The organism is Devosia sp. LjRoot16, from assembly GCF_964252795.1.
GTDB lineage: Bacteria > Pseudomonadota > Alphaproteobacteria > Rhizobiales > Devosiaceae > Devosia_A.
On record NZ_CAXUPH020000001.1, the window covers coordinates 1,718,950 to 1,744,396 of the forward strand.

Here is a 25,447-nt window from a genome sequence, read left to right on the forward strand (position 1 = left end):
ATCCGTGCGTCCGCAATGAAAACAATTGACAGCGAAAGCGCGGAGTTTCTACCTTCCACCGACGCTCAGGAGTCCCGATGTCACGCACCGAATCCCCAAGCGATATTCGCCCGGATAGCCGCCCATGACCGCCGTCGTCAGCGATCGCCGGGCCTTGCTGAGCGAGCTCGAACAGCTCGTCTCGGAGGAGCGCAATCCGCGCACCATGGGCATCGACCTGATGGCAACGCCGGAGATCGTCAAGACCATCAATGCCGAGGACCGGCTGGTGCCCGAGGCGGTTGGCAAGACCCTGCCGCAGGTGGCGCTAGCGGTCGACAAGATTGTCGAGGCGTTCGGCAAGGGTGGGCGGCTGATCTATATCGGCGCCGGCACCAGCGGACGGCTGGGGGTGCTCGATGCCTCGGAATGTCCACCGACCTTCGGCGTGCCACCGACGATGGTCGTGGGGGTGATTGCCGGCGGCCTCGGGGCGCTGGTCAGCGCCGTCGAGGGCGCCGAGGACAGCACCACAGGCGGCGCGGCGGACCTCAGGGCCATCGACCTCACCAATCGCGACGTGGTGGTGGGGATCGCGGTCAGCGGCCGCACTCCGTATGTGATCGGCGCACTGAACTACGCCAAGTCGCTCGGCGCAGTGACGGTGGGGCTCACCTGCAACCCCGATTCCGCCATTGCCGGCCTCGCCGACATCTCGATCGCGCCGCTGGTCGGCGCCGAGGTGGTCACCGGCTCGACCCGGCTCAAATCGGGCACGGCGCAGAAGCTGGTGCTCAACATGCTCTCCACCGCGAGCATGATCCGCATCGGCAAGACCTACCAGAACCTGATGGTCGATGTGCGGACCAGCAACGAGAAGCTCTTGGCGCGCGCGGTGCGCATCGCCATGCAGGCGACCGACTGCCCCGAGCAGGTCGCCGAAGAGGCGCTGGAGCGCACCGGCAACGACGTGAAGCTGGCGATCCTGACCATCCTCACCGGCCTCGATGTGGCCGAGGCGCGCACCGCCATGGCGGGCGCCGGCGGGTTCCTGAGACGCGCGCTCGAAGCCGGTGCGTGAGCAGTAGACGACGATCTAGCGACTGGCCGAAGCGGCGCTGCCGTTATCGGCCGAGACTGAAAACAGAGAGGGAAACACCATGCATTTGACCACGACCAAACGATTGCTCGCCGGCCTTGCCGTCGCGGCAACGCTGACCACCGCCTTCGCCCTGCCGGTTCAGGCCGCAAGCCTCCGCATGGCGTGGTCGCAGGATGCGACCGGGCTCGACCCGCACAAGCAGACGGCGTTCTCGTCGCTGCGCCTGCTCGAATTGATCTACGAGCCGCTGGTGCGGCTCGACGCGAACTACAATGTGTCGCCCGCCATCGCCACGAGCTGGGAATTCTCGGCCGACGGGCTGACCCTCACCTTCAAGCTCGACCCGAACGCCAAGTTCTCGACCGGCGACGCGGTCACCTCGGCCGACGTCAAGGCCTCGTTCGAGCGCCTGCTCGACGAAGCGACCGCCGCCGCGGCGCGGGCCAACTTCACCTCGATCGCCTCGATCGATACGCCCGACCCGCAGACCGTGGTGTTCCACCTGAGCCAGCCCGACGCGCCGATCCTAGTCGCCATGTCGGGCACCAATGCCTCGATCGTTCCGGCGAGCGCGGTGACCGATGGCAGCATCGGCATCACCGCCATCGGCTCGGGCCCGTTCAAGCTCGACCAGTGGGATCCGAACGTCAAGGAAGTGCTCAGCCCCAACCCGAACTGGGCCGGCGGCAAGGTCGGCGTCGACGGCATCACCATCTCGGTGCTGCCGAGCGAGAGCGCCATCATCGACTCGATGCGCGCCAACCAGATCGATTTCGCGCTGTTCAACGACCCGACCATCGCGACGCTCATTCCGGGCGAGCAGGGCATGACCCTCAACCGCATCCCGGGCCTCGCCTATAACGTGCTGCAGATGAACCCGTCGCGGCCGCCGATGGACAACCTCAAGGTGCGGCAGGCGATCTCGTGCGCCGTCAACCGGCAGGAGATCATCGATACCGCGCTGATCGGCGAGGGCAAGGTCACCGGTCCCCTGACCATGGCTGCCTACGCCTCGGATCCCTCGACGCTGTTCTGCTATACGCAGGACGTCGACAAGGCCAAGGCGCTGATGAAGGAAGCGGGCCAGGAAGCCGGCTTCTCGGTCGATGTGATCGCCGCGACCGGCGAGCCGCCCTATGCCGCCAACGAGGCGCAGGTGCTGCAGAGCCAGCTCGCCGCGATCGGCGTCAAGCTCAACATCAAGACCATGGATCTGAAGGTCTATGTCGACACCTGGCTGAAGGGCGATTTCGACATGGCGGTGGCGCAGAACGGTGGCCGTCCGGATCCGTACCCGATGTACAACCGCTACTTCACCAAGGACGGCAACCTGGTGAAGGTGTCGAACTTCTCCGATCCCGAGCTCGACAAGCTGCTGCAGGAAGGCCGGGTCGAAACCGACGTGGCCAAGCGCAAGCCGATCTTCCAGCAGTTCGAGGCGCGGTTGGCTGAGCAGGCCCCGTGGGTGTGGATCTCCAGCACGGTGACCTACACGGCCAACCTCGACAGCGTGAAGGGCTACGAGATCAACCCGAGCAACCTGCTGTTTGCGCTGAGCAAGGTGACCGTGGGTCAGTAAGCGCATAGATTTCTGTCGCGCTTTCGAACCGGAAAACTCTGCAACTTTTCCTGAAAGCGCTCCTAGGAGGCGGGCCCCACGGCCCGCCTCACCAACAGGCGGGTGCGGCCGACATGAACTATCTCACGCAACGGCTGCTGACGTTCCCGCTGGTGTTGCTGGGCGTATCGCTGCTGGTGTTCTTTGCCATCCGGCTGGTGCCCGGCGACGCGATCATCGCCATGCTGGGGACCGAAGCGGGGTTGCTGACCGAGGCGCAGCGCGCCTCGCTGGCGGCCTATTTCGGCCTCGATCAGCCGATCGTCGTGCAATATGGCCGCTGGCTCGCCGGGCTGTTCGAAGGCAATCTCGGCATCTCGGTGACCTATGGCAAGCCGGTGCTCGAGGTGATCCTCGCCCGCTTCCCGCTCACCCTCGAATTGTCGCTTCTCTCCATGCTGATCTCGCTGGCTGTCGGCATTCCGGCGGGGGTGTTCGCCGCGACCCGCGTCGATCGGCCCTCCGACCTGGTGGTGCGGCTCTTCGCCATGCTCGGGCAATCGACGCCGAGCTTCGTCGTCGGGCTGGTGCTGATCTACTTCCTCTCGGTGACCTTCCGCATGCTGCCGGCAATGGGCTCGTTCACCCCGTTATTCGTCGACCCGATCGGCAATCTCAGCCAGATGATCCTGCCGTCGATCACGCTGGGCCTCAGCTTCGCAGCCGCGGTGACCCGCATTTCGCGCTCGGCCATGCTCGATGTGCTGAGCGACGATTATGTGCGCACAGCGCGCAGCAAGGGTGCCTCGCAGCGTGACGTGGTCTGGAAGCATGCGCTGCCCAATGCGCTGATCCCGGTGGTGACGCTGTCGGGCGTCGAGTTCGGCTACCTCCTCGGTGGCGCAGTGATCGTCGAGCAGATCTTCGCCCTGCCGGGGCTCGGCCGGCTGACGCTCGACGCAATCAGCCAGCGTGACTATCCGCTGGTGCAGGGCGCCGTGCTGTTCATCGCGCTCAACTTCCTCGTCGTGAACCTCCTGGTCGATCTCGCCTATGCGGCGCTCGATCCGCGCATCCGGCTCGGGGGCAAGTGATGGGCTTGCTCAAGGCGGTGTGGCGACACCCAAGCGGCCGCATCGGTGCGGCGATCATTTTCATCTTCCTCGTGCTCGCCGGGCTCGGCGTGGTGGGCCTGACGCCGCACGATCCGCTGAAGCAGTTCGTCGTCGATCGGCTGAAGCCGCCGAGCGCTACCTACTGGTTCGGCACGGACCTGCTTGGTCGCGACAATTTCAGCCGGCTGATGCTGGGGATCAGCGAGTCGTTCATCGTCGCCTTCGCCTCGGTCGCCGTCGCGGCGAGTGCCGGGGCGGTGATCGGGCTATTCGCCGCCTGGTGGGGACACCTGTGGGATGGGGTGCTGATGCGGACCATGGATGTGCTGCTGGCCTTTCCGGCGATCCTCCTCGCGCTGCTGATCGTGGCGATCGAGGGGGCGGGCATGGTGACCAGCATTGTCGCCATCGGTATCGTCTATACGCCGATCTTTGCCCGCGTGGTGCGGGCGCCGGCGCTGGCGCTGAAGGCACGCGAGTTCGTCGAAGCGGCGCGCACCTTCGGCAGTTCGCAGGGCTATATCCTGACCCGGCACCTGCTGCTCAACCTCGTCGCGCCGCTGACGGTGCAGATCACCCTGGCGCTGGCCTGGGCGCTGCTGACCGAATCCGGCCTCAGCTTCCTCGGCCTCGGCACGCAGCCGCCGGCCCCATCGCTGGGGGTGATGCTGGCCGAGAGCAAGTCGATGATGACGCGTGCCCCCTGGCTGATGATTTTCCCCGGCCTCACCATCATGCTCGCCATCCTCGGCTTTAACCTGCTCGGTGATGCGCTGCGCGACATCCTCGATCCGCGCACGCAGGGGAGGGCCGCATGAGCACATTGCTCGAGGTCCGGGACCTCCATGTCGGGTTCGGCCGTGAACCCCGGGACAACGAGGTGGTGAAGGGCGTGAGCTTCGGGCTCGAGGCCGGCAAGACGCTCGCCATTGTCGGCGAGAGCGGCTCGGGCAAATCGGTGACGGCGCTGTCGGTCAACCGGCTGGTGGATTTCGGCGGCGGGCGCATCACCAAGGGCAAGATCACGCTGCAGCGCGCCGACGGCGCGGCGATCGACATCACCGCGGCGGACGAGCCGGCGCTGCAGCGCATCCGCGGCCGCGAGATCGGCATGATCTTTCAGGAGCCGATGACCTCGCTCAACCCGGTGCACACCGTCGGGGCGCAGATCGAGGAAGCCTTCCGGCTCAATCGTGGCCTGGTCGGGGCCGCAGCAACCCGGGCGGCCCGCGAGGCGCTGGAGCGGGTGCGCATCCCTGATGCGGCGCAGCGGCTCAGATACTACCCGCACCAGCTGTCGGGCGGCATGCGGCAGCGGGTGATGATCGCCATGGTGCTGGCCAGCAACCCGCGACTGCTGATCGCCGACGAGCCGACCACGGCGCTCGACGTGACGGTGCAGGCGCAGATCATGGCGCTGCTGGCCGAGCTCCGGGAAGAGCTTGGCATGGCGATGATCTTTATTACCCACGATATCGGGCTCGTCGCCGGCATCGCTGACGACATCATGGTGATGCAGCACGGCGTGGCGGTGGAGCAGGGGAAGCTCGACAGCGTGCTCGATAACCCGCAGCACGACTACACCCGGCACTTGCTGAAAGCGGTGCCGCACTTCACCTCCGGCAGTGCGGTGCGCAGCGATGGCGGCTCGCACGCGGCGCCGATCGTCACGGTCGATAACCTCGCCGTGCGCTTTCCGGTGCTGAAGGGGCTGTTCCGGCGCAAGACCGGCGCGGTGCATGCGGTCGACGGCGTCGATTTCGAGCTCAGGCCGGGTGAGACGCTGGCCATTGTCGGCGAAAGCGGCTCGGGCAAATCCACCACGGCGCGGGCCATTCTTGGCCTCGTCAAAGCGACGCGCGGCCGGATCGAAGCCAAGGCCGGCCGCAGCGGCCGGCCGGTGCAGATGGTGTTCCAGGACCCCTACGCCTCGCTCAATCCGCGCCTCAATGTCGAGGGCCTGCTGGCCGAACCGGCGATCGCCGCGGGCCAGCGCGTCGACGCCAAGCTGCGCCAGCGCATGGTGTTCCTGCTCGAGCGGGTCGGGCTGACCAAGGACGCGCTCAGCCGCTACCCGCACCAGTTCTCGGGCGGACAGCGGCAGCGGCTCTGCATCGCCCGGGCGCTGATGCTCAACCCCGATGTGGTGGTGCTGGACGAAGCGGTGTCGGCGCTCGATGTCAGCGTGCAGGCGCGGGTGCTCGAACTGCTGATCGACCTGCAGCGCGAGTTCGGCCTCGCTTACCTCTTCATCTCGCACGATATGGCGGTGGTGGAGCGCATCGCGCACCGGGTGGCGGTGATGTATGCCGGCCAGATCGTCGAGATCGGCAAGGCGGCGGCAGTGCTCGGCGCACCGCAGCACAGCTATACCAAGCGATTGATCGCGGCAGTGCCGGCGATCGAACGGCGGCGCCAGCATTTTGCCGTCGACGTGACCCAGGTGCCCTCGCTGGTGCGTCCAGCAGGGTTCGAACCGCCGGCAGCAAAGTGGCGCGAGGCGGGCGACGATCATCGCGTGCGCGTGGAGGAAACTGCATGAGTCTTACCGCTGTTCTCGATCGCGCTTTCGCGCCGCTGCAGGCGGCGGTAGCAGCGAAGCGGATCCCCGGCGGGGTGCTGGGTGTCGTCGACCGCGACGGCAACCGTGCCGTCCGCTCGATCGGCTCGGCGCAGCTGGTGCCGGCGGAGCGGGGGATGACTGATAACACCTGGTTCGATCTCGCCTCGCTCACCAAGGTGATCTTCACCACGCCGCGCATCCTGGCGCTGGCCGAGGCGGGCACGATCGATCTCGATGCGCCGCTGACTTCGGTGATCCCCGACTTCCGGCAGTACAACCCGGACAACAGCTGGGAGCGGAAGCTCAGCTTCCGGCAGTGCCTCGGCCACCAGACGCCGTTCCCCGGGGTGGTGCCGATCTACACCTATGGGAACGACCCGAACCTGCTGCGCGCCTGGGTGCTGCAGAACGAATGGCAGGCGGGGCCGCCGGTCTATTCCGACATCAACTTTATCCTCCTCGGCATTGCGCTCGAGCGGCTGAGCGGCAAGCTGATCCGGCAGCAGGACCCGGGTCCTGGCTTCGGCTGGTCAGCCGACCCGCAACTGAGCGCCGCCACCGAGCGGGACGCCTGGCGCGGCCGGGTCATCGTCGGCGAAGTACATGACGAGAACTGCTACGCGCTGCAGGGCTCCGGGCATGCCGGGCTGTTCGGCACGGCCAGCTCGGTGCTCGACTACGCGCAGGGCCTCCTCTCCGGCACCGGCGCCGCGCCCGGCAGCATTGCGCTGATGCGCACTGCGCTGTCGCCGCGCCGCACCCATGGCTGGGAGCGGCCCTATGAAGGCTGGTCGGGTGGCGATCACTGTTCGGCTGAGACCATCGGCCATACCGGTTTCACCGGCACGGGCCTGTGGATCGATTTCGCCACGGGACGGGCCTGGACGCTGCTCACCAACCGCGTGCACCCGACCCGACATTTTGACAGCGGCATCATCGCGCTGCGCCGCGCCGTGGGCGACCTGGTCAACGAGAACTGAGGGGAAGAACCATGCCAGCACCGATCTGGGCCGTGGGACTGATGACCGGCACCGTGCTCGACGGCAATATCGACGTGGCGCTCCTCAAAACCGACGGCGAGAGCATCGAGCGCTTCGGCGCCTATACCCTGGCACCTTATCCGCAGGCTATCCGCGATACGCTCGAAGCGACGCTGGCCGAGGCGCGCAAATGGAATTTCGACGGTCCGGATCCCGCCATCTTCGCCAAGGCGGAAGAGATGCTGACCCGGGCGCAGTCGGCGGCGGTCAAGAACCTGGTGGAGAGCGCCGGGCTCGGCATGGCCGATATCGGCGTCGTCGGCTTTCACGGCCAATCAGTGCTGCACCGGGCGCCGCAGCCGGGGCGGATCGGGGCCACCCGGCAGCTCGGCGATGGCGAACTGATGCACCAGCTGCTCGGGGTGAAGGTCGCCTATGATTTCCGCTCGGCCGACGTGCGGGCCGGCGGGCAGGGCGCGCCGCTCGCTGCGATCTACCACCAGGCGCTACTGCGCGGGCTCGGGACGCATGGCGAGACGGCCGTGCTCAACCTCGGCGGCGTCGCCAACGTCACCTATTGGGATGGCGCCGACCGGCTGGTCGCCTTCGATACCGGCCCGGCCAACGCGCCGCTCAACGATTTCATGAAGGCGCATGGGCTGGGCGAGATGGATCGCGACGGGGCGCTGGCGCGGAGCGGTACGGTCGATGAGGTGCGGCTCGCAAAGCTCTTGCAGCATCCCTATCTCAGCGCGCCGCCGCCCAAATCGCTCGACCGCTTCGATTTCACTTCGGCGATGGCTGACGGGCTCGACCCGGCCACCGGCGCGGCGACACTCACCGCCTTCACGGCCGCCGCCGTCGGCAAGGGGCTCGACCTCCTGCCGACCCGGCCGAGCAAGCTCATCGTTTCGGGTGGCGGGCGGCATAACCCGCTGATGATGGAGATGCTGAAGGCGCGGGCCGGCGTTGAGGCCGCCCCGGCGGAAACCGTCGGCTGGCGCGGCGATGCGATCGAAGCGGAGTGCTTTGCGTTTCTTGCCGTGCGGGTGCTGCGCGGCCTGCCGATCAGCTTTCCGACGACGACGGGGGCGCCGCATCCGCTGCTGGGGGGACGGCTGGCGGCTTGAGCGGCTCGCCGCTGCCGCCGGTGGCTGTGGACCCCCACCCCTGTCCCCTCCCCGCAAGCAAGGGGGAGGGAGACCCAGACACTGACATCGAAGCTCCATCGTCTCCCTCCCCCTTGCGGGGAGGGATCAAGGGTGGGGGTCAGCCCGCACCGGCGCTAGTCTAGAGCCGCTTCTGCAGAAACGTCCGTGTCCGCCCCTCGGGAAAATCCTCGAGCGCGCCGAACGGCAGATACCCCGCCCGTTGATAGGTCTTCAGCGCCACCGGGCTGAAGGTGTCGATATAGGCGCTGTGGCAGCCGCGGGCTTTGGCGTCGGCCTCCGCCGCCGCCAGCATGCGGCCGGCGAGGCCGGCGCCGCGCTGATCCTCGGCGACCCACAGCCACTGCACGTAGAGCCAGCCCCAGGCGGTGTAGCCGGAAATGCCGGCGACGATGCTGCCGGCGTCATCGCGAACGACCACGGCCAGCGGACGGCGGTCGGCCGGGCCGACATCGGCTTCGTTGAAGGCGGTGAGCTGGCCGCTGATGAGTGCGAGGTCCTCGGCTGCCGGCGTTTCGGTGACGCTGATCGCAAGGTAGCTCATTGGATCAGGGCCCGAACCGTGGACGCGAGGTCGACGCGCAGTTCCGAGGTGACCTCCAGCGTGCGATCGTCGCGGATCGGTGCGCCACCCGGCGCCTGGCGCGCCGCGAGGGTCGCGTCGCGCTGCCGGATCAGCGTGGCGATCTCGTCGGCGTAGAGCCGGAGGATGGCGCTCAGCCAGCGGTTGGTGAGGTAGGAGGGCTGCGGCATCTCAATGTCGAAGCGATCGAGCAGGGCGATGCTCGGTTCGGCATCGAGCCAGCTGTCGCCGACCACCCACTGGTTGACGGTGAATAGCCGCTGCAGCCGGCCATGCGCATCGACGCCGACGGCAATCAGGTGATGCACCGGACCATCCTTGCCGTCGGGGCGGACGAAGCAATGGAAGTGGCCGTGCTCGGCTTCGGCTGCCGGGATGTGGCAGTGATAGTACCACTGGCCGCCCGAGGCCGGGTCGTAGACGTCGCCGGGCGGGTAGTGGCTCCAGGCGATCACCGGCGCATCACGCAAGGTGGCGTGCAGCACGTTATCACCGCCTTTGCGCAGTACCTCCTCGCAGAACAGCGCTTCCTGCGCCGCGCGAAGCCGGTCCGCGGCGTCGGTCATCAGAGGCTGCCTGCCGCACAGGGCGCGGCCGCGGCGCAAGGAGCTGCCGCAGCGCAGGGAGCAGCTGCGGCACAAGGAGCGGCTGCAGCGCAGGGAGCCGCTGCGGCACATGGGGCGGCTGCAGCGCAGGGGGCCGCATCGGCGCCCGCGGTGACTGCCGTGGGGGCCGCGGCGCCGCTGCCGCGGCTGATGTGGTCGGCGGCGACGGCCGCAGTGGCGGCGAGCAGCGCGGCGCCGAACAGCAGGGTGTTACGCGAACCGCTCATTTCTTGAACCCGTCGAGACCGAACACCGGACGCAGCGCGATGCCGACAAAGCTGCCGGCGAAGGCGGCGGCGAACCAGACCCAGCCATGCAGGCTCCCCGAGGCGATGCCGCTGAACAGCGCGCCGATATTGCAGCCGAACGACAGCCGGGCGCCATAGCCCATCAGCAGGCCGCCAATCACCGCAGCGAGCGCCGATTTGAGCGGCAGGTCGGCCTTGGGGGCGAACTTGCCGGCGAGCCCAGCGGCGAGGGCCGCGCCGAGCAGGATGCCGAAATCCATCACCGAGGTGATGTCGAACAGCACGCTGCGGCTGAGCGCCTGGGCCTGAGCCGGGGCGGTCCAGAACGCCCAGGTTTCGACCGGCACGCCGACCGACTGGGCGAGTTTGGCGCCCCAGAGGCCAAAGCCATAGGTGATCGACCAGGGATGCCCGGCGATCAGCAGCGTGGCGATATTGAGCAGCGCCAGGAGCACCGCGGCGCCGACCAATGGCCACGGCCCCTGCAGCAGGCGCGACAGCCCGCGGGTCTTCGGCTTCGATGCCTGTTCGAGCCCGCCATGCGCGCGGCGTTCGATCAGCACGGTGATGCCGGCGACGGCAGCGAGGCCGGCAAGCGTCACGATGATGGCCAGCGGCGCGCCAAGGCTGGTGCCGAGACTGATGCTGGGCAGCGATGGCTGCGCCAGCCACCACGGGAGGTGGGCGGTGCCGAGCAGTGCGCCGAAGATGAAAGCGGCAAGCGTCACCAGCATGCGGGCGCTGCCGCCGCCGACGGTGAACAGCGTGCCCGAGCCGCAGCCGCCGCCCAACTGCATGCCGAGCCCGAAAATGGCAGCACCAATCACGACCGAGACGCCGACCGGAGCCACAGCGCCGACCAGCGGGCGGCCGAAGGCAGAACCACCGGCGAGCAGCGGAATGAAGACGATGGTGGCGATGGCGACCATCAGCATCTGGGCGCGCACGGCGGCGCCGCGCCTTTCGACCACCAGCCGCCGCCAGCCGCCGGTGAAGCCGAACGAGGCGTGATAGAGCGTCGCGCCGAGCAGGCCGCCGATCAGGAACAGCACGGTCTGGCGCAGGTCGACCACCTGGCCGATCACCACGCTGCCGATGACGAACATGGCGAGGGCCACGATCACCGGGCCGCGGTCGAGCTTGGGCCAGCTGAAGGAAGGGGCCGGAGACGCGCTGATGTCTGTCACGAGAGTCAAAATCCTATACGGGCCGTCTTCGACTTGTCGTAAACGGCAGCGCCCGAGACCGCAATCTCGGGCGCCATAAGCGATTGGTCGAAGGTACTCACGCTTGCTGGGGCGTCCGCCGGCTTGCTCCCCTCCCCCTTGAGGGGAGGGGCGGGGGGTGGGGGTGGTGAGGCGGGCACAGTGCTGACTGCACCACCCCCTCCCTCAATCCCTCCCCTCAAGGGGGAGGGAGGCGATCGCCTCAGGCATCGCGTGACAGGATGGGTTAGTTCTGGACGACGACCGGGCGGGCCGGGTCGAGGGTCCACTGCGACATCGAGCCGTCATAGAGGCGCACGCCCTTGAGGCCGGCGACCTCGGAGAGGCCGAACCAGGCGATCGAGGCGAGGTGCCCGGTGTTGCAGAAGGTGATCAGCCCGTCGGTGTCGGTGACGCCGGCCTGCTGCACCAGCGCATCGATCGAGGCCTTGGACGCGAACTTGCCGGCATCCTTGTCCCAGAACTTGTCGAAGTTGAGGTTTACCGCGGTCGGGATGGAGCCGAGCGACTGCACGGTGTTGGTCTTTTCCTTGCCGATGAACTGCGCCACCGAGCGGGCGTCGATCAGGTTGGTGTCGCTGGCGATCGCCTCTTCCACTTCAGCCACTTCGGCGCGCAGCTCCGGCCGCGGCTTGGCGGTGAAGCTGCCGGCCACCGGGGTGACCACGTCGGTCGAGACCGCCTGGCCTGCGTCGGCCCAGGCCTTGTAGCCGCCGTCGAGCACGGTGACATTGTCGTGGCCGAGCACCTTGAAGGTCCAGTAGACGCGGGTGGCGCTGCCGAACTCGCTGACGTCGCTGCCGGCCGGCACGATCACCACCTGGGTGTCGTCGCTGACGCCGAGCGCCGCGATCCTGGCCGAAATATCCTCGAGCTTGGGGAGTAGACCCGGGGCACCGTCGATCTTGGCGCGCCAGCCATAGGCGGCGTACTGCGCTTCCACGGCGCCCGGCACGTGGCCGGCGGCATAGGGGGCAGTGCCATCCTTGGGGGTGTCGCGGATGTCGATGATCACCAGGTCGGGCTTGCCGAGCTGGCTGTTGAGCCAGGCGGCATCGACCAGCGGCTGATCGGTCAGCCGTTCGGCCTGCGCGCTGCCGGCGGCAGCAAGGCCGAGGACGAGCGCCGTAGCGAGGACGTTGAAACGCATTGAAGTATTCTCACTCTCGAGCATGAACTTGTTGGCATCATAATCGCATCGCCCCGTGCGATGCTGCCGACAGGTTTCCAAATTGCAGGGCAAGGCAGGAATTTCCGTCGCCATGCGATGGTCTCGCGGCAATCAATTTCCTTGTGAACCCATAGGCATACGCGCAGGTGCAGGCGATAATGCCGATCAAATCGACGGCTCGTCGTGCCGGAAAACCATTTCATGCGCCCATTGCTCCGCCTGCTTCTCACCTCCCTGTTTCTCCTGCTGCCTGCCGTAATCGCTCCGGTGTTCGCTGAAGACGCGGTCGCCGCCGCGCCTGCCTCGCAGGTGCTCTCCTACGAGGGGGATGCGCAGCTCGCCGAGCTCGCCAGTAAAGGGACGACAGTGGTGTTCTTCTACGCCGCGTGGTGTCCGAACTGCCGAGCCACGGTGACGGAGCTCAACGCCCGCTGGGACGAGGTGAACCCGGGCCTGACCCTGGTGATCGCCGACTATGACAAGGAGCAGGCGCTGAAGGCCCGCTTCGGCGTCACCTACCAGGATACGTTCGTGCTGCTCGACCAGGACGGCAAGGGCGTGGAGCTGTGGAACAGCGGCGGGGTCAACGGCCTCAACGCCCATACCAGCGCGCTCTGACCGCTGATGCTGGCAACCATCGCGCTCGCCTTCGTCGCGGGCGTCATCACCATTCTCTCGCCCTGCGTGCTGCCGCTGTTGCCGATGATCCTCGCGACGGCGACGCAGGAGGGCAAGGCGCGTCCAATCGGGGTGATCGTCGGTTTCGTCCTGGCGTTTACCGCGGCGACGCTGGCGCTGAGCGCGCTGGTGCGGCTCTTGGGTGTGCCGCCCGACATCAACCGCACGCTGAGTGCCGTGGTCCTCGCCATTCTCGGCCTGGTGCTGGTCATCCCCGGGCTGCAGCTGGAGTTCGAGCGGCTGGCGAGCGGGCTTGCCGGACGGGCGCCCGCCAGCCAGAGCACCGGCTTCGGCGGCGGCGTGGTGGTGGGCCTCGGGCTCGGCCTCGCCTGGAGCCCCTGTGTCGGGCCGATCATGGCGTCGGTGATCACGCTGGCGCTCAACCAGTCGGTGGGTTTTGGAGCTGTTGCGGTGACGCTCGCCTTCTCGCTCGGCACGGCGCTGCCGATGGCGGCGGTGCTGTTGGGCGGCCGGCAACTGGTGCGCCGGCTCGGCTGGTTCCAGAGCCATGCCGCGACCATCCAGCGCGTGTTTGGGATCGTGCTGTTGCTGACGGCGCTCGCCATCTGGCTCGGTTGGGACCGCAACGTGCAGATTCTGCTGCTCGAATGGTTCCCGGGGTGGGAAGGGTTGCTCACCAGTTGGGAACCGCAGGTTCCGCTGAGCTGAAGCCGCTTCGCTGTTGGATGGTACAGGTCGTCCCAACACCTCGGTGTCATCCCAGCGAAAGCTGGGACCCATCTATCCGCTGGTGCTGAGGCGCGTTGGGTCCCAGCTTTCGCTGGGATCACACCCGGTGGGGGAGGCGAGGCGTGGCCTAACTCGAGCACGGAATGCCCTAAGGCAGCGACGACCTCGGTGGCGCCACCGAATTCCGGACGATGAGTTCGCTCCGCAGCAGCACACTGTTGCGGTCGGGGCGATTGCCTTCGAGCAGGCTGAGCAGCATGTCCATGGCGGCTTCGCCGATCCGCAAACGCGGCTGCTTCATGGTGGTGAGCGAGGGGGTGACGAAGCTGGCGAACGAGATGTCGTCGAACCCCATCACCGAGAACTGGCGCGGCAGGTCGTAGCGGCGGGCATTGAGGGCGATGATTACCCCGAGCGCCGTAGCGTCGTTGATGCACAGAAACGCCGTCGGCAGCACGTCGCGGACGAACATGTGTTCGGTGGCCTGGCGGCCGCTCTCGGTGGTGCCGTCGCCATCGAGGATCAGCAGCGGGTCGATGGCGATGCCGGCGGCTTCGAGCGCGGCACGATAGCCGCGCTCGCGCAGCTGGTTCACCGCCCGGCTGCTGGAGCGGCCGATGAAGGCGATGCGGCGATGGCCCTGCGAAATCAGGTGTTCGGCAGCGAGCCGCGAACCCTCGAAATTGTCGACGCCGACGAACGGGATGTCGCTGTCGGGCACCGGCTCGTTGACCGCGACCATCGGCGGCAGCCGGGTTTCCTGGCCAGGCTGGGCATGGCCGTAGGGCAGGTGGCCGGTGAGCAGGATCATCCCGTCGGCCTGGTTGGAACTGATGAAGCGCAGGTAGTCGGCCTCGCGCTCGGCATCGTTCTGGGTATTTCCGATCAACACGCCATAGCCGCGCTTGCTGGCTTCGGTCTCGAGCCCGACAAGGATGTTGGAGAAGTTCGGGTCGCCGACATCGGGCGCCAGAATCAGGATCATGTTGGAGCGCCGCATGCGCAGCGAACGGGCCATGGCGTTGGTGGTGTAGCCGGTGCGCGCGATGGCCTCGTTGACGCGGCGGCGCGTCTCGTCGGCGACCTTGGTGGGCTCGTTGATGGCGCGGCTGACGGTAGCGATGGAAACGCCGGCAATTGCCGCAACGTCTTCAATCGTGGCCAGTTTCTGTTGCTGCACGCGCTGCTCCGTCCACCGCCGGCAGGCGAGGTGGTCCCAAGAATCCCTTATCAGAAGGCGCGGGTTCCGCCAGTCGTCACGTCGCGAGGCTACACCAATGATGCGTCATGTAAACCTTTACATAGGTTATGAAAACCTTTACATCACCGATCACGGAAGCAGAGCCAGGAGGAACCGGCCGCTTCCCGGGGGAGAGCTCATCGATGTCGCACGCCGCTGACGCGTCAGCGCCGCCAATCCTTGCGGCGAGCCGGATTTCGAAGTCGTTCAACGACGTCCCGGTGCTGTTCAGCGTCGATTTCGAGGTCAGGCGCGGCGAAGTGCATGCGCTGATCGGCGAGAATGGCGCGGGCAAATCGACCCTCATCAAGATCCTTTCCGGCATCGAGCAGCCGAGCTCCGGCACGGTGATGTTCGACGGCAGGCCCATGGTGCTGCCGCCCAACGGCCAAGCCGAGGCGATGGGCATCGTCCTGATCCACCAGGAGCTCAACCTCGCCGAGCACCTGACCGTCGCCGAGTCGATCTTTCTCGGCCGCGAGATCCGCCGCTTCGGCTTCCTCGATGTGGCAGAGATGCGCGCGAAGGCGCGCTCGATCCTCGAAACGCTGCATGTCCACGTCGATCCCGATACCCGCATCAGCACGCTGTCGGTGGCCGACAAGCAGATGGTCGAGATCGCCAAGGCGATCAGCCGCGATGCCCGGGTGCTGATCATGGACGAGCCGACCGCGGTGCTGTCGGTGGGCGAGACGCAGACGCTGTTCGAGCAGATCCGCCGGCTCACCGCACGCGGCGTCGCCATCATCTTCATCTCGCACAAGCTCGACGAGGTGATGGCGCTGGCCAGGCGCGTCACCGTGCTGCGCGATGGGCAGTTGATCGCCACGGTCGGCACCGAAGTGATGACGCCGGATTCGGCGGCGCAGATGATGGTCGGCCGCGAACTCACCAACCTCTATCCGCCCAAGCACGAGCCGGATGTCGATGCCCCCGTCGTGCTGTCGGTGCGCAAGCTCGAGGCGCCGGGGGTGCGCAACATCTCGTTCGACATGCGGCGGGGCGAAATCCTCGGTTTTGCCGGGCTGATCGGCTCGGGCCGCACCGCGGTGGCCGAGGCGATCGTCGGGCTGGTGCACCGCACCGCCGGCGAAGTGCAGGTCAACGGCAAACCGGTCAATTTCACCCGGGTGGCGCAATCGGTCAGCGCCGGCCTCGCCTACATGACCAAGGACCGGAAGGGCAAAGGCCTGCTGCTCAATATGGGCCTCAGGCCCAACCTGACGCTGCTGACGCTCGGCAAGCACCTCAAGGCCGGCTTTCTCGATTTTTCCAGCGAGCAGAAGGCGCTCGATCGCGCCGTGCGCCGCTTCGATATCCGGGCGCGCGACCCCTCGGTGGCGGTCGGGCGGCTGTCGGGCGGCAACCAGCAGAAGCTGATGCTGGGCAAGACGATGGAGTCGGAGCCCGACATCATCATCATGGATGAGCCGACGCGCGGCATCGATGTGGGCACCAAGCAGCAGATCTACCACATCATCGCGGCGCTGGCCGCCGAGGGTAAGTCGATCATCGTGATCTCGTCGGAAATGCAGGAAGTGATCGGGCTGAGCCACCGCGTGGTGGTGATGCGCGAGGGCCGCATGGCTGGCCTCCTGGAAGGCGCCGAGATCACCGAGGCGGAAATCATGCGGTACGCCGCAGGCATCAAGCAGAGTGGGAATGATGAGCGCATCAGCGCCTGACGCAACGGTGAAGCCGGCAAGCGGTTTTCGCCTCGATTTGAAGACGGTGGGGCCGCTGCTGGCGCTGGCGCTGCTGGTGCTGCTCGGCATCTCGCTCAACGAGAATTTCCTCAGCTACTCCAACCTCACCAACGTCCTGGCGCGTTCGTCGTTCATCGGCATCATCGCCATCGGCGCGACCTTCGTCATCACCTCGGGCGGGCTCGACCTGTCGGTCGGCTCGATGGCGGCGGTGATCGCCGGCATCATGATCATCGTGATGAACTCTTTGATCCCCTCGATGGGCGTCACCTGGGGCGTCGTCCTTTTCGGCATGGCGGCGGGCCTGGTGGTCGGCGGCGGGGCCGGTATCGGCAACGGGTTGATGATCACCCGCGGTCGCATCGAGGCGTTCATCGTGACGCTCGGCACCATGGGCATCTTCCGCTCACTGGTCACCTTCCTTGCCGATGGCGGGACGCTGTCGCTCAACTTCCAGGTCGCCGACCTCTATCGGCCGGTCTATTACGACGGGCTGTTCGGCGTGCCGTGGCCGATCATCGTCTTCGCGCTGGTGGCGATCGGCGGCGAGATCGTCATGCGCCGCACCGCTTTCGGGCGCTACTGCGCGGCGATCGGCTCGAACGAGCAGGTGGCGCGCTATTCCTCGATCAATGTCGATAACGTGCGGCTCTTGACCTACATCCTGCAGGGCGTGCTGGTCGGCGTCGCGGTGCTGCTTTACGTGCCGCGGCTCGGCTCGGCCTCGAGCACCACCGGTGTGCTCTGGGAGCTCGAGGCGATCGCCGCGGTGATCATCGGCGGCACGACGCTCAAGGGCGGCTATGGCCGGATCTGGGGCACCGTGGTCGGCGTGGTGATCCTGGGGCTCATCGGCAACATCCTGAACCTCCAGAGCTTCATCAGCCCCTACCTCAACGGGGCGTTCCAGGGCGTCATCATCATTCTTGCCGTGCTGCTGCAGCGGGGTCGCCGCGCCAGCTAGGCCCAACAGGTTTCACAATGCCCGCAAGGAGCGGGCAGCAACGGGAGGACTACATGAAATTGCTGAAATCCCTCATGGGAGCGGCGGTGATCGCCGGCGCTCTCGGCGGCAGCGCTTTGGCCCAGGACAAGGTCACCATCGGCGTCTCGGTGCCGGCGGCCGACCATGGCTGGACCGGCGGCGTCAACTACTTCGCGCAGCAGGCGATCGAGCGGCTGAAGACCACCTATCCGAATGTCGATTTCGTCTTCGCTTCGGCGCCCGACGCGCCCAAGCAGATCGCCGACATCGAGGATATGGTCTCGACCCGCAACATCGACGCGCTGGTCATCCTGCCGGGTGATCCGGACGCGATGACCTCGGCGATCAAGCAGGTCAAGGACGCCGGCAAGTTCGTCACTGTCGTCGACCGGCAGCTGTCGATCAACGGCGTCGAAAACCTCTATGTCGCCGGCGACAATCCGGGGCTCGGCGCCAACTCGGCGGCATACTTCAAAGAGGCGCTGCCGGAAGGCGGCAACATCGTGATCCTCCGCGGCCTGCCGATCCCGATCGACCAGCAGCGCTTCGATGCGTTCGTTGCCGGCATCGAAGGCACCAACATCAAGGTGCTGGACGACGAGTTCGCCAACTGGAACCGCGATGACGGCTTCAAGGTGATGCAGGACTTCCTGACCCGCTTCCCCGACATCAAGGCGGTGTGGGCGCAGGATGACGACATCGCATTGGGCGCCATCGAGGCGATCAAACAGGCTGGCCGCGAGAACGACATGTTCATCGTCGGCGGCGCCGGCATGCAGCAGATGCTGCAGCGCGTGGCGGCGGGCGACAAGCTGGTCCCCGTCGATGTCAGCTACAGCCCGGCGATGATCGCCACGGCGATCGAGCTGACCACCTCGCACTTCACCGGCGGCATCCAGGTCGCCGGCCGCTACATCCTCGATTCGACCCTGATCACCAAGGACAACGCCGCCGAGTACCTCGACGCCGAAAGCCCGTTCTGATCGAACGATCGAGCTGAATTGGAAAGGGGCGCTTCGGCGCCCCTTTTTTGTTTGTGCCGGCAGCACCGCTCCGACGACCACCAGGCCAACTTCGGGCCGAATTCAAATATTGGCCCAACAATGTTGTGCAACGCTCCGAAAGCTCCGCCACCGCTCGGTGGACGACTATCGCACATCACCCCCGCCGAGGTTCCCGTCTGGTCAGTAGATGAGGTTCGCAGTATCGCCGATCGCCGCCATTCGACTGATCTTCTTCCTCGATGGACTGATCATCGCCAAGTGGCTGCCGCATCTGCCGGATATTCAGGCGCGCCTGGGACTGGATGTCGGCGAGCTGGGGCTGGCGCTGGCAGCGCTGCCGCTGGGCATCATGGCATCGCTGCCGCTGGTGGGCACCTTCGTCACCTCACGGCTGTCCGAACGCGCCGCAATCCGCCTCGTTCCCCGGCCATGAATATCGCCGCGTTGTCGTTGATCTGCTTTTCCGGTTACGTCATCGGCCCACCGGTCGTCGGCTTCATCGCCGGGATGGTGGGCCTGCGCGCGGCCCTCGCCTGCCTTATTCCGTTCGCGATCGGCGTGCTGCTGCTGGCTCCGCGGGTCCAGCCGAAGGTGTCAGTCCAGGTGACCTGAACAGCGGGGGCGGGGCGTGGTCAGGCCGTAGGACGGTTAAACCACAGGCTCATCAAGCCGGCGCGGCTATGTACGCCGAACTTCCTAAAAATGGCGACGACGTGCTGGTGCGTGGTGGATTCGGCGAGGCCGAGTTGATGGGCGACGCGCTTCTCGGTGGCTTCGGTGAGCAGCAGCTGCAGCACCTTGTGCTCGGTGGGGGTCAGCGGCGCGGAGGCGAGCAGCAGGCCATGGCTCATCAGCAACTGGCGATGGAACCACTTGATGCCCCGCATGGCGTAAGCGAGCAGTTCGATGCTTTCGTCGGCGATGGGCTGGGTGGCGTAAAAGCCGAAATGCGACTCGCAGTCCTCGTTGAGCGGGAAGCCGACGAATACGGCGTCATAGATGCCGGCGCCGCCATATTGCCGGCGGTAGAAGGATGACTCGAACCATGCGGCCGGCAGTTCGCGGCGCAGCGAATAGGTCCGGAACGCCCCGACATTGCGCATCGGCAGCAGGAAGCACGGATCGATGTCGCGCTCATCCCAGGCCGGCAGCACGTTGAAATGGGCCTGATCCGGGTCGAGGTCGGGATCGGTGGTCTTCACTGGCGCCACCCGCCAGCCGAACAGCGGGTCGTCCGGTCCGCCAACGCGAACAGCGCCGGCCCAGGCGGCGTTCTCTACCCCCGCCAGCCCGACGAGGCTCTGCATCAGGTGAGCGGCGGCAGCCTCTGATTGGCTGACGTCGAAATCCGACAGCTCATCCCAGAGCGCGTGGATCCGTTCGGCATTGGTGCTGTTCACGAAGCGCGCTTCCTCCCTCGCTGGGCTGCAGACAAAAGCACAGATGAGGCGGTCAGTAACCCGCGCCGCGGGCATCAGCGCAGAAAAAACCAAGGCCGAACTGTTGGGCCCGGCCTTGTCGTTGTCTCCCTTGGCGGCCTACACCGGACACGGATGGGTCCCTGCCGCGACGGCGGGGCTGCAGCGCGCTACCTTCCGTCCCACCACGCCAGGTAGTCGGAGGTGAACCTTGATGCCAGTTGGTCGGTGACATTGGGCATGATGATTGCATGTGCGTCGTCGCCGGTGCAGGCCAGTTGGTAGCGCCTGATGACATCCTCGCTCGGTTGCGGAAAGAGCACCGTCAGCGCGTGTGGGTTGAGCAATATCGGGACGCCGGCGTCGCGAAGATCCTCGGCCAGCCTGGTCGCACGGGCCGCGCAGCGCTCGGCGTCGCGTTGGAAGCCAAGGCGGCCGTGGCCGAAGAGCCGGGCCCAGAGCGCCAGTACCGCGTGCCCGTTGCGCGACCCCATGAGGGTGGTGTCATTCGACCTCAGATAAGCCACAGCGGACGCAACGCGCTCGATGTGGCGTCGCTGCGTGACCAGAACGCCGCACGGCATAGTGGTGCCGATCATCTTGTGGCCCGACGTCGATAGCGAGTTGATCCCGTGCCGGAAGCTCGGCTGCAGGCGGTCCGGCACGCCTTCGAGGAATGGCAGCACCATGGCGTTGAGCGCCCCATCGACATGAACGAAACGCCGTTGCGCCGGAAAGCCGCAATCCTCAAGGACCTCTATCGCACCTCCGATGTCGTCATGTGCGCCCTTCACCGTCGTGCCACAGGTCAGCGCCACGATGACGAAGGCGCTGCGCAGGCGGGAGAGTACGCGCCGCAGATCTGGCAATGAAACTTCGCCGGATGGTTCGCACTCGACCGTCTGCGTGGTCATCCTGAGGATGCGGGCCGACTTGGGTATCGAGTAATGGGCTTCCCGCGGATAGACCAGGATGGCATCCGGGAAGGCTTCGCGCGCCAGATAGAGGGCCCAGAAGTTGCCTTCCGTGCCGCTGGCGCCGACAGAGCCCCAGTAGTTGTCGCGATTGTCGCACTGCCACAGCTCCATCAGCCAGTCGACCACCTCGCGTTCGAGGTCGCAGACCTCTGAGCCGTAGTGCGACCCCGCATAGGGATCGCCGAGATTGTTGACCAGGTAGCCGGCGAAGCGGGATGCCGCGGGCACATCGCCGGCGAGGTTGTAAGGGTAGCCGAGATGGTTGGCATGGGCTGTCTTCAGCCGGCTCTCGATGCGCGCCAGCGTCAGGTGATCCGCGATCGGGCGAGGCAGCACGACGGCGTCCGGGGTAATGGCGTCAACGATCATTGTTTCCTCCTTTGTCTGGGCAAAATCCCGGGGCGTGCTGCGGACAGGACGCTGCCGCACCGTGTTCCCGCATTGGCTTTGGCGAGGCTTTGCCTGCCTCGAAAGAGTGCGGCACAACCTCGGAGATGAAGCTGCCGCGCTCCCGGGAATAGACGAGCCGCGTCAGGCGGCCGGCGAACTCGGTGAAGCCGCGCATCGCCGCCGCCTCAGCTCGCTGCGACGGCACGCTTGCCGCCGCCGAGCAGCAGCAGGTCGGCCTTGACCCACAGCACGTGGCAGACGATCAGTATCGCCGGCTGGATCAGGGCGATGACCGGGGCACCGCTGCCGATCTGGTAGGTCAGATCGAGCCCGGCGGCGCCGATGGCAGGGGCACGGCCGACCAGCACGGCGAGGCGGAACGGGTCGGGCCAGCTTTCCGGCCAGAGCGGCGGGCCGACGGCGTCATCCCCGAACACGGCGCTGCCGAGTTTGCCCAGGACCACGAAGGCGCCCGTGGCGAGCGCCAGCAGCGGCTGGCCCAGCACTAGCAGGCTGACCGAGAGCGCTGCCCCGCCGGCCGCCGACAGCAGATCGCCGAGCCGGTTCAGTCGCTTGTTCGGCCCGGTCCCATCGCCCGGTAGTAGACCTCCCCGCCGACGAGGAAGATCAGCGTGGCGATGGTGAAGGCGAGGGCCTGCGGGCTGCCGACGAAGTAGCTGAACAACAGGTCAGCACCGGTCTTCGTCGATCCGGCGGCGTTGGCGAACTGGAGCCCGAGCGCCGTAGCGAGGCCGAGTACGTTGCCGACATTGTAGTAGCCGCCCGGGCCCCGCAAACGCGCCGCAAGAGCGTTGACGAGGTCCGCTTGCCGCATCAGGCGGCCGGGGGTGGAAATATCCTGGGTAACAGTCACGATCTTCTCCCTGCTCGTTGATCGAGCAAGGGAGAGGCTAAGTCGGCGCGCCGGCATGCAAATCGGTGACGCCGCCTAGGAAGATGATCGTCGAGTGCCCAGTATTGCCCTTCGCACCGCCCTAATTTTGCAAGTGTGACATAGGTGGTTCCCCCTAACTGCCGCCGCGCTACCTAAAGAGCGGTTGCCTCGACCGGGGTCTGCAACAGCCAGGGCTCGGTGCGAAGCCGCAGCATCACTTCGATCCGGTTGGCGGCGCTGAACTTGCCCAGCACCGCAGAAACCTGGTGCTCGATGGTCCGTGGCGAGCGCGACAGGTGTCGGGCGATATCCTTGTTGGACTTGCCGTCGGCAATCAGCTGCAGCACCTGATGCTCACTCTGCGTGAGGCCCAGCGGATGCTGCCGCGAACTGGCATAGGGCCCGCGACGCGATTTTGGCATCTCCTCGGCCAGACCAAGCCGCTGCGCCAGCCGTCGCGCCAGCGCCGTCGCCTGACGCGCCTCGATGGTCTCGAACATGGCGATCGCCTGGCCAAGCGCCGCCCCCGCCTCCGCCCCCGCGACCTGCATTGAGGCGATACCGGCTTCGTAGGGCAGTCCCAGTGTGGTCCACTTGGTGGCAGCCCGAGCGGGTTGTCCGGCAAGCTCCAGCGCCCATGGCGCCGGCAGCTCGCCTAACCGTGCCGGAACGTCGCCTGGCATTGATGAGCGGCGCCACCAGGCCGCCAGTTCCCCCAGGTCCCATGCCCGCAGCCCACTGAGGTCGATGGCAGTGAGCTCAGTGAGCTGCTGGCGCGCCGCATCCAGGTCTTCCCTGAGCCAGGCGGCTTCGGCCAGCGCGATCCGTACTGGAAAGATGCGCTGCGGCTCACCCGTCGGCAGCCCCTCGTCGAGGGCCCGCAGCAAGGCCCGCTCGCCATCCGGCAGGTTCATCCGCATGCGCACCCGTCCCAGCACGGTGAGCGCCGGCAGGTGCATGACGACCGGCAGCCGCTCCATGCCGATAACGCCCTGTGCGATGGTTTCGGCCTCGCGCAATCGGCCCTGTTCCATGCGCAACTGCGCCTGCCGACCAAGCAGGTACTGCGTCGATGAATCGAGGTCGTGCCGTGCGGCGAAGGCAATACCCTCGGCCAGCAGGCGCTCGGCCAGTTCGAAATCCTTGGACACCACCGCGTGCTCGGCGAAGTTGGTGTAGGCGCGCGCCGCATGGTCATGGAAGCCATGCTGCAGCGCCAGCGCCAGACCTTCCTCCATCACCTCGCGTCCGCCGGGACGGGCATCAAAGAGCATTGCGGTGCCGACATTGTTGAGCGCGTGCACCCGCGTCTCGACGACGCCAAGTTCGTCGGCGAGGCCAATGGCCCGCCGCCCCCAGTCGATCGCCTCGGCAAACCGATAGTGCAGCATATTGAGCTGCGAGCGCGTGCTGTAGGCCATCGCCAACTCTGGCCCGGGTCCGGTGCCCTCGACTTCTTCCACCGCGAGGTCGGCGAAGTTGCGCGCCTCAGCCCCCTCACCCCGGCGCCAGTGCAGGCGCGACAACAGGCGATAGTTGAGGCTGATCTTGGCGCCGTTGCCGAGTTCGCGCCAGATGGCGATGGCGCGGTGGTGGCTCGCAATGATCGCATCATAGTCGAACAGCCCGAGGCTCGCCTCGTAAGCCCAGCTTTCGTGCAACTGGGCGGCAACCGCCGGCTCGGCGATGTCGGCATACTCGAGCGCCGTCGCAAGGAAGGAAGCCGCTTGCTGGTGCGCACCAAGCCGCGACGCCTGCGCCGCCGCGCGCGGCGCCAGGTCCAGCACCCCGGCCCCGTCCTCGGCACCAGCTGCATGGTGCACTCGGCGCGCCAGATGCAGCATGCTATCCTGCCCGGGGAGCGCAGCCAGCGCGACTTCCACCTTGGTATGCAGCGAACGCTGCAGGCTCGACGACAGGCGATCCAGGGTCGCCCGCCGCGCCAGCTCGTGTCGAAACGAGATGTCGCCTTGGGGGTCGCGCCGCAGGAGGCCGCGACCCACAGCCATGTCGACCAGGTCTTCGGCATCGGGGCCGAGCAGAGCCTTGATCAGGCCCAGTTCCATGTTCCCGGGGACGATGCTCATCATCTCGAGCACGTCGCGTTCGCCGGGAGTGAGGCGCGCCAGCCGCGACCACACCGCATCGCGGATGGAATCGGGGACGCTGCCTGGCTCGCCCCCTCCGGTCGCCAGTAGTTCGGTGACGAAGAACGGATTGCCGGCCGTTACCCGGTAGAGGTCATCGCCCGATCGCCCGGCATCGACAGCGAGTTCCTGCACTGCTGCAGGTGACAGGGGACCGAGCTTGATCCGCGTCACCGCCGCGGCCGGCAGGTCGCCAAGCACGTAGGACAGCGGATGGGTCGGCCCGATCTCGTCGCTGCGCGCCGTGAGCACCACCATGGCGCGCAGCAGGCCGATGCGCCGGCCCAGGTATTTTACGAGGTCGAGGGTGGCGTTGTCGGCCCAGTGCACGTCCTCGAAGATCAGGATCAGCGGGTCGCCGTCGTCCTGAAGTTTGTTGAGAAGGGCGGGAAACAAACGATCGGGCGGAGCCGATTGCTCCAGCAGGGCGGCGATAACGGCGCCCATCGACCGGCCCATGTCGTGAAGCGGCCCCAGCGGCCGCGGCGTGAACAGCGCTTCGCACCATCCCCACGCTACTTTGAACTCTCCCGCATGCTGTTCCGCGAACTCTTGCAGCAGCGTCGTCTTGCCGATTCCAGCCTCGCCCTCGATCAACACAGTGCCGCCATGCCCGGCCGCAGTACGTTCTCTTACCGTTCGCAAGACATCAAGTGGGGCCGACCGTTCCAGTAACTTGCTCATTGCTTGCCGCACCACCGCCCCATGTAGGCAAAGTGCGACCTATAACTTTGTTGGCAATGCGGCACCGTTACCGAGGTGCGTCGAATTTCTGTTAAGTCAGTGGGCGCCGCGAGCTCAGTCGCAGAAAAAACGAAGGCCGGGCTGTTGGCCCGGCCTTATCGTCACATCCCTGAGGTACAGGGAGGATATTGGAGCGGGCGAAGGGATTCGAACCCTCGACCCTAACCTTGGCAAGGTTATGCTCTACCCCTGAGCTACACCCGCACTCCATCGGCTCTTTACGATGCTTCGTTCCCGTGGGAAACTTGGCAGCGCCGAACCGCGCGCCTATATG

25 protein-coding genes and 1 tRNA gene are annotated in these 25,447 nt (G+C 66.6%); 14 read left to right on the forward strand and 12 right to left on the reverse strand.

What is annotated here, in order from left to right; translation table 11 throughout:
* Window positions 1-124 precede the first annotated feature (124 nt).
* From murQ to ACSQ23_RS08190, 7 genes are all read left to right on the forward strand, one after another.
* A complete protein-coding gene (gene murQ, locus ACSQ23_RS08160) occupies window positions 125-1,060 on the forward strand; it encodes an N-acetylmuramic acid 6-phosphate etherase (protein WP_436090295.1) in 936 nt (311 codons plus the stop codon).
* Window positions 1,061-1,139: 79 nt separating this feature from the next.
* Window positions 1,140-2,660 carry an ABC transporter substrate-binding protein gene (locus tag ACSQ23_RS08165; RefSeq protein WP_436090296.1) on the forward strand — a complete coding sequence of 507 codons (1,521 nt, stop codon included), beginning with the start codon at window positions 1,140-1,142 and terminating at the stop codon, window positions 2,658-2,660.
* Window positions 2,661-2,773: 113 nt separating this feature from the next.
* Window positions 2,774-3,733, forward strand: coding sequence for an ABC transporter permease (locus ACSQ23_RS08170; RefSeq protein ID WP_055875114.1), 960 nt, complete (start codon window positions 2,774-2,776; stop codon window positions 3,731-3,733).
* On the forward strand, window positions 3,733-4,572 hold the full coding sequence (locus ACSQ23_RS08175) for an ABC transporter permease (RefSeq protein ID WP_055875117.1): 840 nt from the start codon (window positions 3,733-3,735) through the stop codon (window positions 4,570-4,572). The genes ACSQ23_RS08170 and ACSQ23_RS08175 overlap by 1 nt, the downstream gene beginning before the upstream one ends.
* A complete protein-coding gene (locus tag ACSQ23_RS08180; RefSeq protein WP_055993932.1) occupies window positions 4,569-6,296 on the forward strand; it encodes an ABC transporter ATP-binding protein in 1,728 nt (575 codons plus the stop codon). Before ACSQ23_RS08175 ends, ACSQ23_RS08180 begins: the two co-directional genes overlap by 4 nt.
* Window positions 6,293-7,297, forward strand: coding sequence for a serine hydrolase domain-containing protein (locus ACSQ23_RS08185; protein ID WP_055875123.1), 1,005 nt, complete (start codon window positions 6,293-6,295; stop codon window positions 7,295-7,297). Before ACSQ23_RS08180 ends, ACSQ23_RS08185 begins: the two co-directional genes overlap by 4 nt.
* Window positions 7,298-7,308: 11 nt before the next feature.
* Complete coding sequence (locus tag ACSQ23_RS08190) at window positions 7,309-8,427, forward strand: anhydro-N-acetylmuramic acid kinase (protein WP_055993930.1); 1,119 nt, start codon at window positions 7,309-7,311, stop codon at window positions 8,425-8,427.
* Window positions 8,428-8,587: 160 nt separating this feature from the next.
* On the opposite strand, the gene ACSQ23_RS08195 is transcribed toward ACSQ23_RS08190, so the two are convergent.
* The 5 genes from ACSQ23_RS08195 to ACSQ23_RS08215 form a co-directional block, all read right to left on the reverse strand.
* Window positions 8,588-9,010 carry a GNAT family N-acetyltransferase gene (locus tag ACSQ23_RS08195; protein ID WP_055993928.1) on the reverse strand — a complete coding sequence of 141 codons (423 nt, stop codon included), beginning with the start codon at window positions 9,008-9,010 and terminating at the stop codon, window positions 8,588-8,590.
* On the reverse strand, window positions 9,007-9,615 hold the full coding sequence (locus ACSQ23_RS08200; protein WP_436090297.1) for a DUF6969 family protein: 609 nt from the start codon (window positions 9,613-9,615) through the stop codon (window positions 9,007-9,009). The genes ACSQ23_RS08195 and ACSQ23_RS08200 overlap by 4 nt, the downstream gene beginning before the upstream one ends.
* Window positions 9,615-9,881, reverse strand: a complete 267-nt coding sequence (locus ACSQ23_RS08205) for a hypothetical protein (protein WP_436090298.1) — start codon at window positions 9,879-9,881, stop codon at window positions 9,615-9,617. The genes ACSQ23_RS08200 and ACSQ23_RS08205 overlap by 1 nt, the downstream gene beginning before the upstream one ends.
* Window positions 9,878-11,089: a YeeE/YedE family protein gene (locus tag ACSQ23_RS08210; protein ID WP_436090299.1), complete on the reverse strand. Its 1,212-nt coding sequence runs from the start codon at window positions 11,087-11,089 to the stop codon at window positions 9,878-9,880. Before ACSQ23_RS08210 ends, ACSQ23_RS08205 begins: the two co-directional genes overlap by 4 nt.
* Window positions 11,090-11,354: 265 nt before the next feature.
* A complete protein-coding gene (locus tag ACSQ23_RS08215; protein ID WP_436090300.1) occupies window positions 11,355-12,278 on the reverse strand; it encodes a sulfurtransferase in 924 nt (307 codons plus the stop codon).
* 222 nt (window positions 12,279-12,500) lie between these two features.
* On the opposite strand from ACSQ23_RS08215, the gene ACSQ23_RS08220 reads away from it, so the two are divergent.
* Together ACSQ23_RS08220 and ACSQ23_RS08225 are read left to right on the forward strand one after the other, a co-directional pair.
* A complete protein-coding gene (locus ACSQ23_RS08220; protein ID WP_436090301.1) occupies window positions 12,501-12,917 on the forward strand; it encodes a TlpA family protein disulfide reductase in 417 nt (138 codons plus the stop codon).
* A 6-nt stretch (window positions 12,918-12,923) separates the two neighbouring features.
* Complete coding sequence (locus ACSQ23_RS08225; protein ID WP_436090302.1) at window positions 12,924-13,646, forward strand: cytochrome c biogenesis CcdA family protein; 723 nt, start codon at window positions 12,924-12,926, stop codon at window positions 13,644-13,646.
* Window positions 13,647-13,815: 169 nt separating this feature from the next.
* On the opposite strand, the gene ACSQ23_RS08230 is transcribed toward ACSQ23_RS08225, so the two are convergent.
* Complete coding sequence (locus ACSQ23_RS08230) at window positions 13,816-14,847, reverse strand: LacI family DNA-binding transcriptional regulator (RefSeq protein WP_436090303.1); 1,032 nt, start codon at window positions 14,845-14,847, stop codon at window positions 13,816-13,818.
* 203 nt (window positions 14,848-15,050) lie between these two features.
* Between ACSQ23_RS08230 and ACSQ23_RS08235 the strand changes: the two genes are divergently transcribed.
* The 5 genes from ACSQ23_RS08235 to ACSQ23_RS08255 all read left to right on the forward strand — a co-directional run bounded on the left by ACSQ23_RS08235 (window position 15,051) and on the right by ACSQ23_RS08255 (window position 19,214).
* Window positions 15,051-16,592: a sugar ABC transporter ATP-binding protein gene (locus tag ACSQ23_RS08235; RefSeq protein WP_436090304.1), complete on the forward strand. Its 1,542-nt coding sequence runs from the start codon at window positions 15,051-15,053 to the stop codon at window positions 16,590-16,592.
* Window positions 16,573-17,577, forward strand: a complete 1,005-nt coding sequence (locus ACSQ23_RS08240) for an ABC transporter permease (RefSeq protein ID WP_197421079.1) — start codon at window positions 16,573-16,575, stop codon at window positions 17,575-17,577. The genes ACSQ23_RS08235 and ACSQ23_RS08240 overlap by 20 nt, the downstream gene beginning before the upstream one ends.
* Window positions 17,578-17,630: 53 nt before the next feature.
* Window positions 17,631-18,581: a substrate-binding domain-containing protein gene (locus ACSQ23_RS08245; RefSeq protein WP_436090305.1), complete on the forward strand. Its 951-nt coding sequence runs from the start codon at window positions 17,631-17,633 to the stop codon at window positions 18,579-18,581.
* Window positions 18,582-18,789: 208 nt separating this feature from the next.
* The gene (locus ACSQ23_RS08250) at window positions 18,790-19,035 is read left to right on the forward strand and encodes a hypothetical protein (RefSeq protein ID WP_436090306.1); all 246 of its coding nucleotides are present in this window, start codon (window positions 18,790-18,792) and stop codon (window positions 19,033-19,035) included.
* On the forward strand, window positions 19,032-19,214 hold the full coding sequence (locus tag ACSQ23_RS08255) for a hypothetical protein (RefSeq protein WP_436090307.1): 183 nt from the start codon (window positions 19,032-19,034) through the stop codon (window positions 19,212-19,214). Before ACSQ23_RS08250 ends, ACSQ23_RS08255 begins: the two co-directional genes overlap by 4 nt.
* 20 nt (window positions 19,215-19,234) lie before the next feature.
* Here ACSQ23_RS08255 and ACSQ23_RS08260 read toward each other — a convergent pair whose 3' ends face one another.
* From ACSQ23_RS08260 to ACSQ23_RS08285, 6 genes are all read right to left on the reverse strand, one after another.
* A complete protein-coding gene (locus tag ACSQ23_RS08260; RefSeq protein WP_436090308.1) occupies window positions 19,235-20,002 on the reverse strand; it encodes a response regulator transcription factor in 768 nt (255 codons plus the stop codon).
* Window positions 20,003-20,190: 188 nt separating this feature from the next.
* Complete coding sequence (locus ACSQ23_RS08265; protein WP_436090309.1) at window positions 20,191-21,366, reverse strand: histidine decarboxylase; 1,176 nt, start codon at window positions 21,364-21,366, stop codon at window positions 20,191-20,193.
* 206 nt (window positions 21,367-21,572) lie between these two features.
* Complete coding sequence (locus ACSQ23_RS08270; protein ID WP_436090310.1) at window positions 21,573-21,893, reverse strand: hypothetical protein; 321 nt, start codon at window positions 21,891-21,893, stop codon at window positions 21,573-21,575.
* 59 nt (window positions 21,894-21,952) lie between these two features.
* Window positions 21,953-22,261 carry a hypothetical protein gene (locus ACSQ23_RS08275; RefSeq protein WP_436090311.1) on the reverse strand — a complete coding sequence of 103 codons (309 nt, stop codon included), beginning with the start codon at window positions 22,259-22,261 and terminating at the stop codon, window positions 21,953-21,955.
* A gap of 173 nt (window positions 22,262-22,434) precedes the next feature.
* A complete protein-coding gene (locus ACSQ23_RS08280) occupies window positions 22,435-25,113 on the reverse strand; it encodes an ATP-binding protein (RefSeq protein WP_436090312.1) in 2,679 nt (892 codons plus the stop codon).
* Between the two features lie 189 nt (window positions 25,114-25,302).
* Window positions 25,303-25,377, reverse strand: a tRNA-Gly gene (locus ACSQ23_RS08285).
* Window positions 25,378-25,447: the final 70 nt, after the last annotated feature.

Coding starts and splice junctions, on each gene's coding strand:
- murQ (WP_436090295.1), top strand. CDS start 125: ATGACCGCCGTCGTCAGCGATCGCCGGGCCTTGCTGAGCGAGCTCGAA.
- ACSQ23_RS08165 (WP_436090296.1), top strand. CDS start 1,140: ATGCATTTGACCACGACCAAACGATTGCTCGCCGGCCTTGCCGTCGCG.
- ACSQ23_RS08170 (WP_055875114.1), top strand. CDS start 2,774: ATGAACTATCTCACGCAACGGCTGCTGACGTTCCCGCTGGTGTTGCTG.
- ACSQ23_RS08175 (WP_055875117.1), top strand. CDS start 3,733: ATGGGCTTGCTCAAGGCGGTGTGGCGACACCCAAGCGGCCGCATCGGT.
- ACSQ23_RS08180 (WP_055993932.1), top strand. CDS start 4,569: ATGAGCACATTGCTCGAGGTCCGGGACCTCCATGTCGGGTTCGGCCGT.
- ACSQ23_RS08185 (WP_055875123.1), top strand. CDS start 6,293: ATGAGTCTTACCGCTGTTCTCGATCGCGCTTTCGCGCCGCTGCAGGCG.
- ACSQ23_RS08190 (WP_055993930.1), top strand. CDS start 7,309: ATGCCAGCACCGATCTGGGCCGTGGGACTGATGACCGGCACCGTGCTC.
- ACSQ23_RS08195 (WP_055993928.1), bottom strand. CDS start 9,010: ATGAGCTACCTTGCGATCAGCGTCACCGAAACGCCGGCAGCCGAGGAC.
- ACSQ23_RS08200 (WP_436090297.1), bottom strand. CDS start 9,615: ATGACCGACGCCGCGGACCGGCTTCGCGCGGCGCAGGAAGCGCTGTTC.
- ACSQ23_RS08205 (WP_436090298.1), bottom strand. CDS start 9,881: ATGAGCGGTTCGCGTAACACCCTGCTGTTCGGCGCCGCGCTGCTCGCC.
- ACSQ23_RS08215 (WP_436090300.1), bottom strand. CDS start 12,278: ATGCGTTTCAACGTCCTCGCTACGGCGCTCGTCCTCGGCCTTGCTGCC.
- ACSQ23_RS08220 (WP_436090301.1), top strand. CDS start 12,501: ATGCGCCCATTGCTCCGCCTGCTTCTCACCTCCCTGTTTCTCCTGCTG.
- ACSQ23_RS08225 (WP_436090302.1), top strand. CDS start 12,924: ATGCTGGCAACCATCGCGCTCGCCTTCGTCGCGGGCGTCATCACCATT.
- ACSQ23_RS08235 (WP_436090304.1), top strand. CDS start 15,051: ATGTCGCACGCCGCTGACGCGTCAGCGCCGCCAATCCTTGCGGCGAGC.
- ACSQ23_RS08240 (WP_197421079.1), top strand. CDS start 16,573: ATGAGCGCATCAGCGCCTGACGCAACGGTGAAGCCGGCAAGCGGTTTT.
- ACSQ23_RS08245 (WP_436090305.1), top strand. CDS start 17,631: ATGAAATTGCTGAAATCCCTCATGGGAGCGGCGGTGATCGCCGGCGCT.
- ACSQ23_RS08250 (WP_436090306.1), top strand. CDS start 18,790: ATGAGGTTCGCAGTATCGCCGATCGCCGCCATTCGACTGATCTTCTTC.
- ACSQ23_RS08255 (WP_436090307.1), top strand. CDS start 19,032: ATGAATATCGCCGCGTTGTCGTTGATCTGCTTTTCCGGTTACGTCATC.
- ACSQ23_RS08265 (WP_436090309.1), bottom strand. CDS start 21,366: ATGATCGTTGACGCCATTACCCCGGACGCCGTCGTGCTGCCTCGCCCG.
- ACSQ23_RS08280 (WP_436090312.1), bottom strand. CDS start 25,113: ATGAGCAAGTTACTGGAACGGTCGGCCCCACTTGATGTCTTGCGAACG.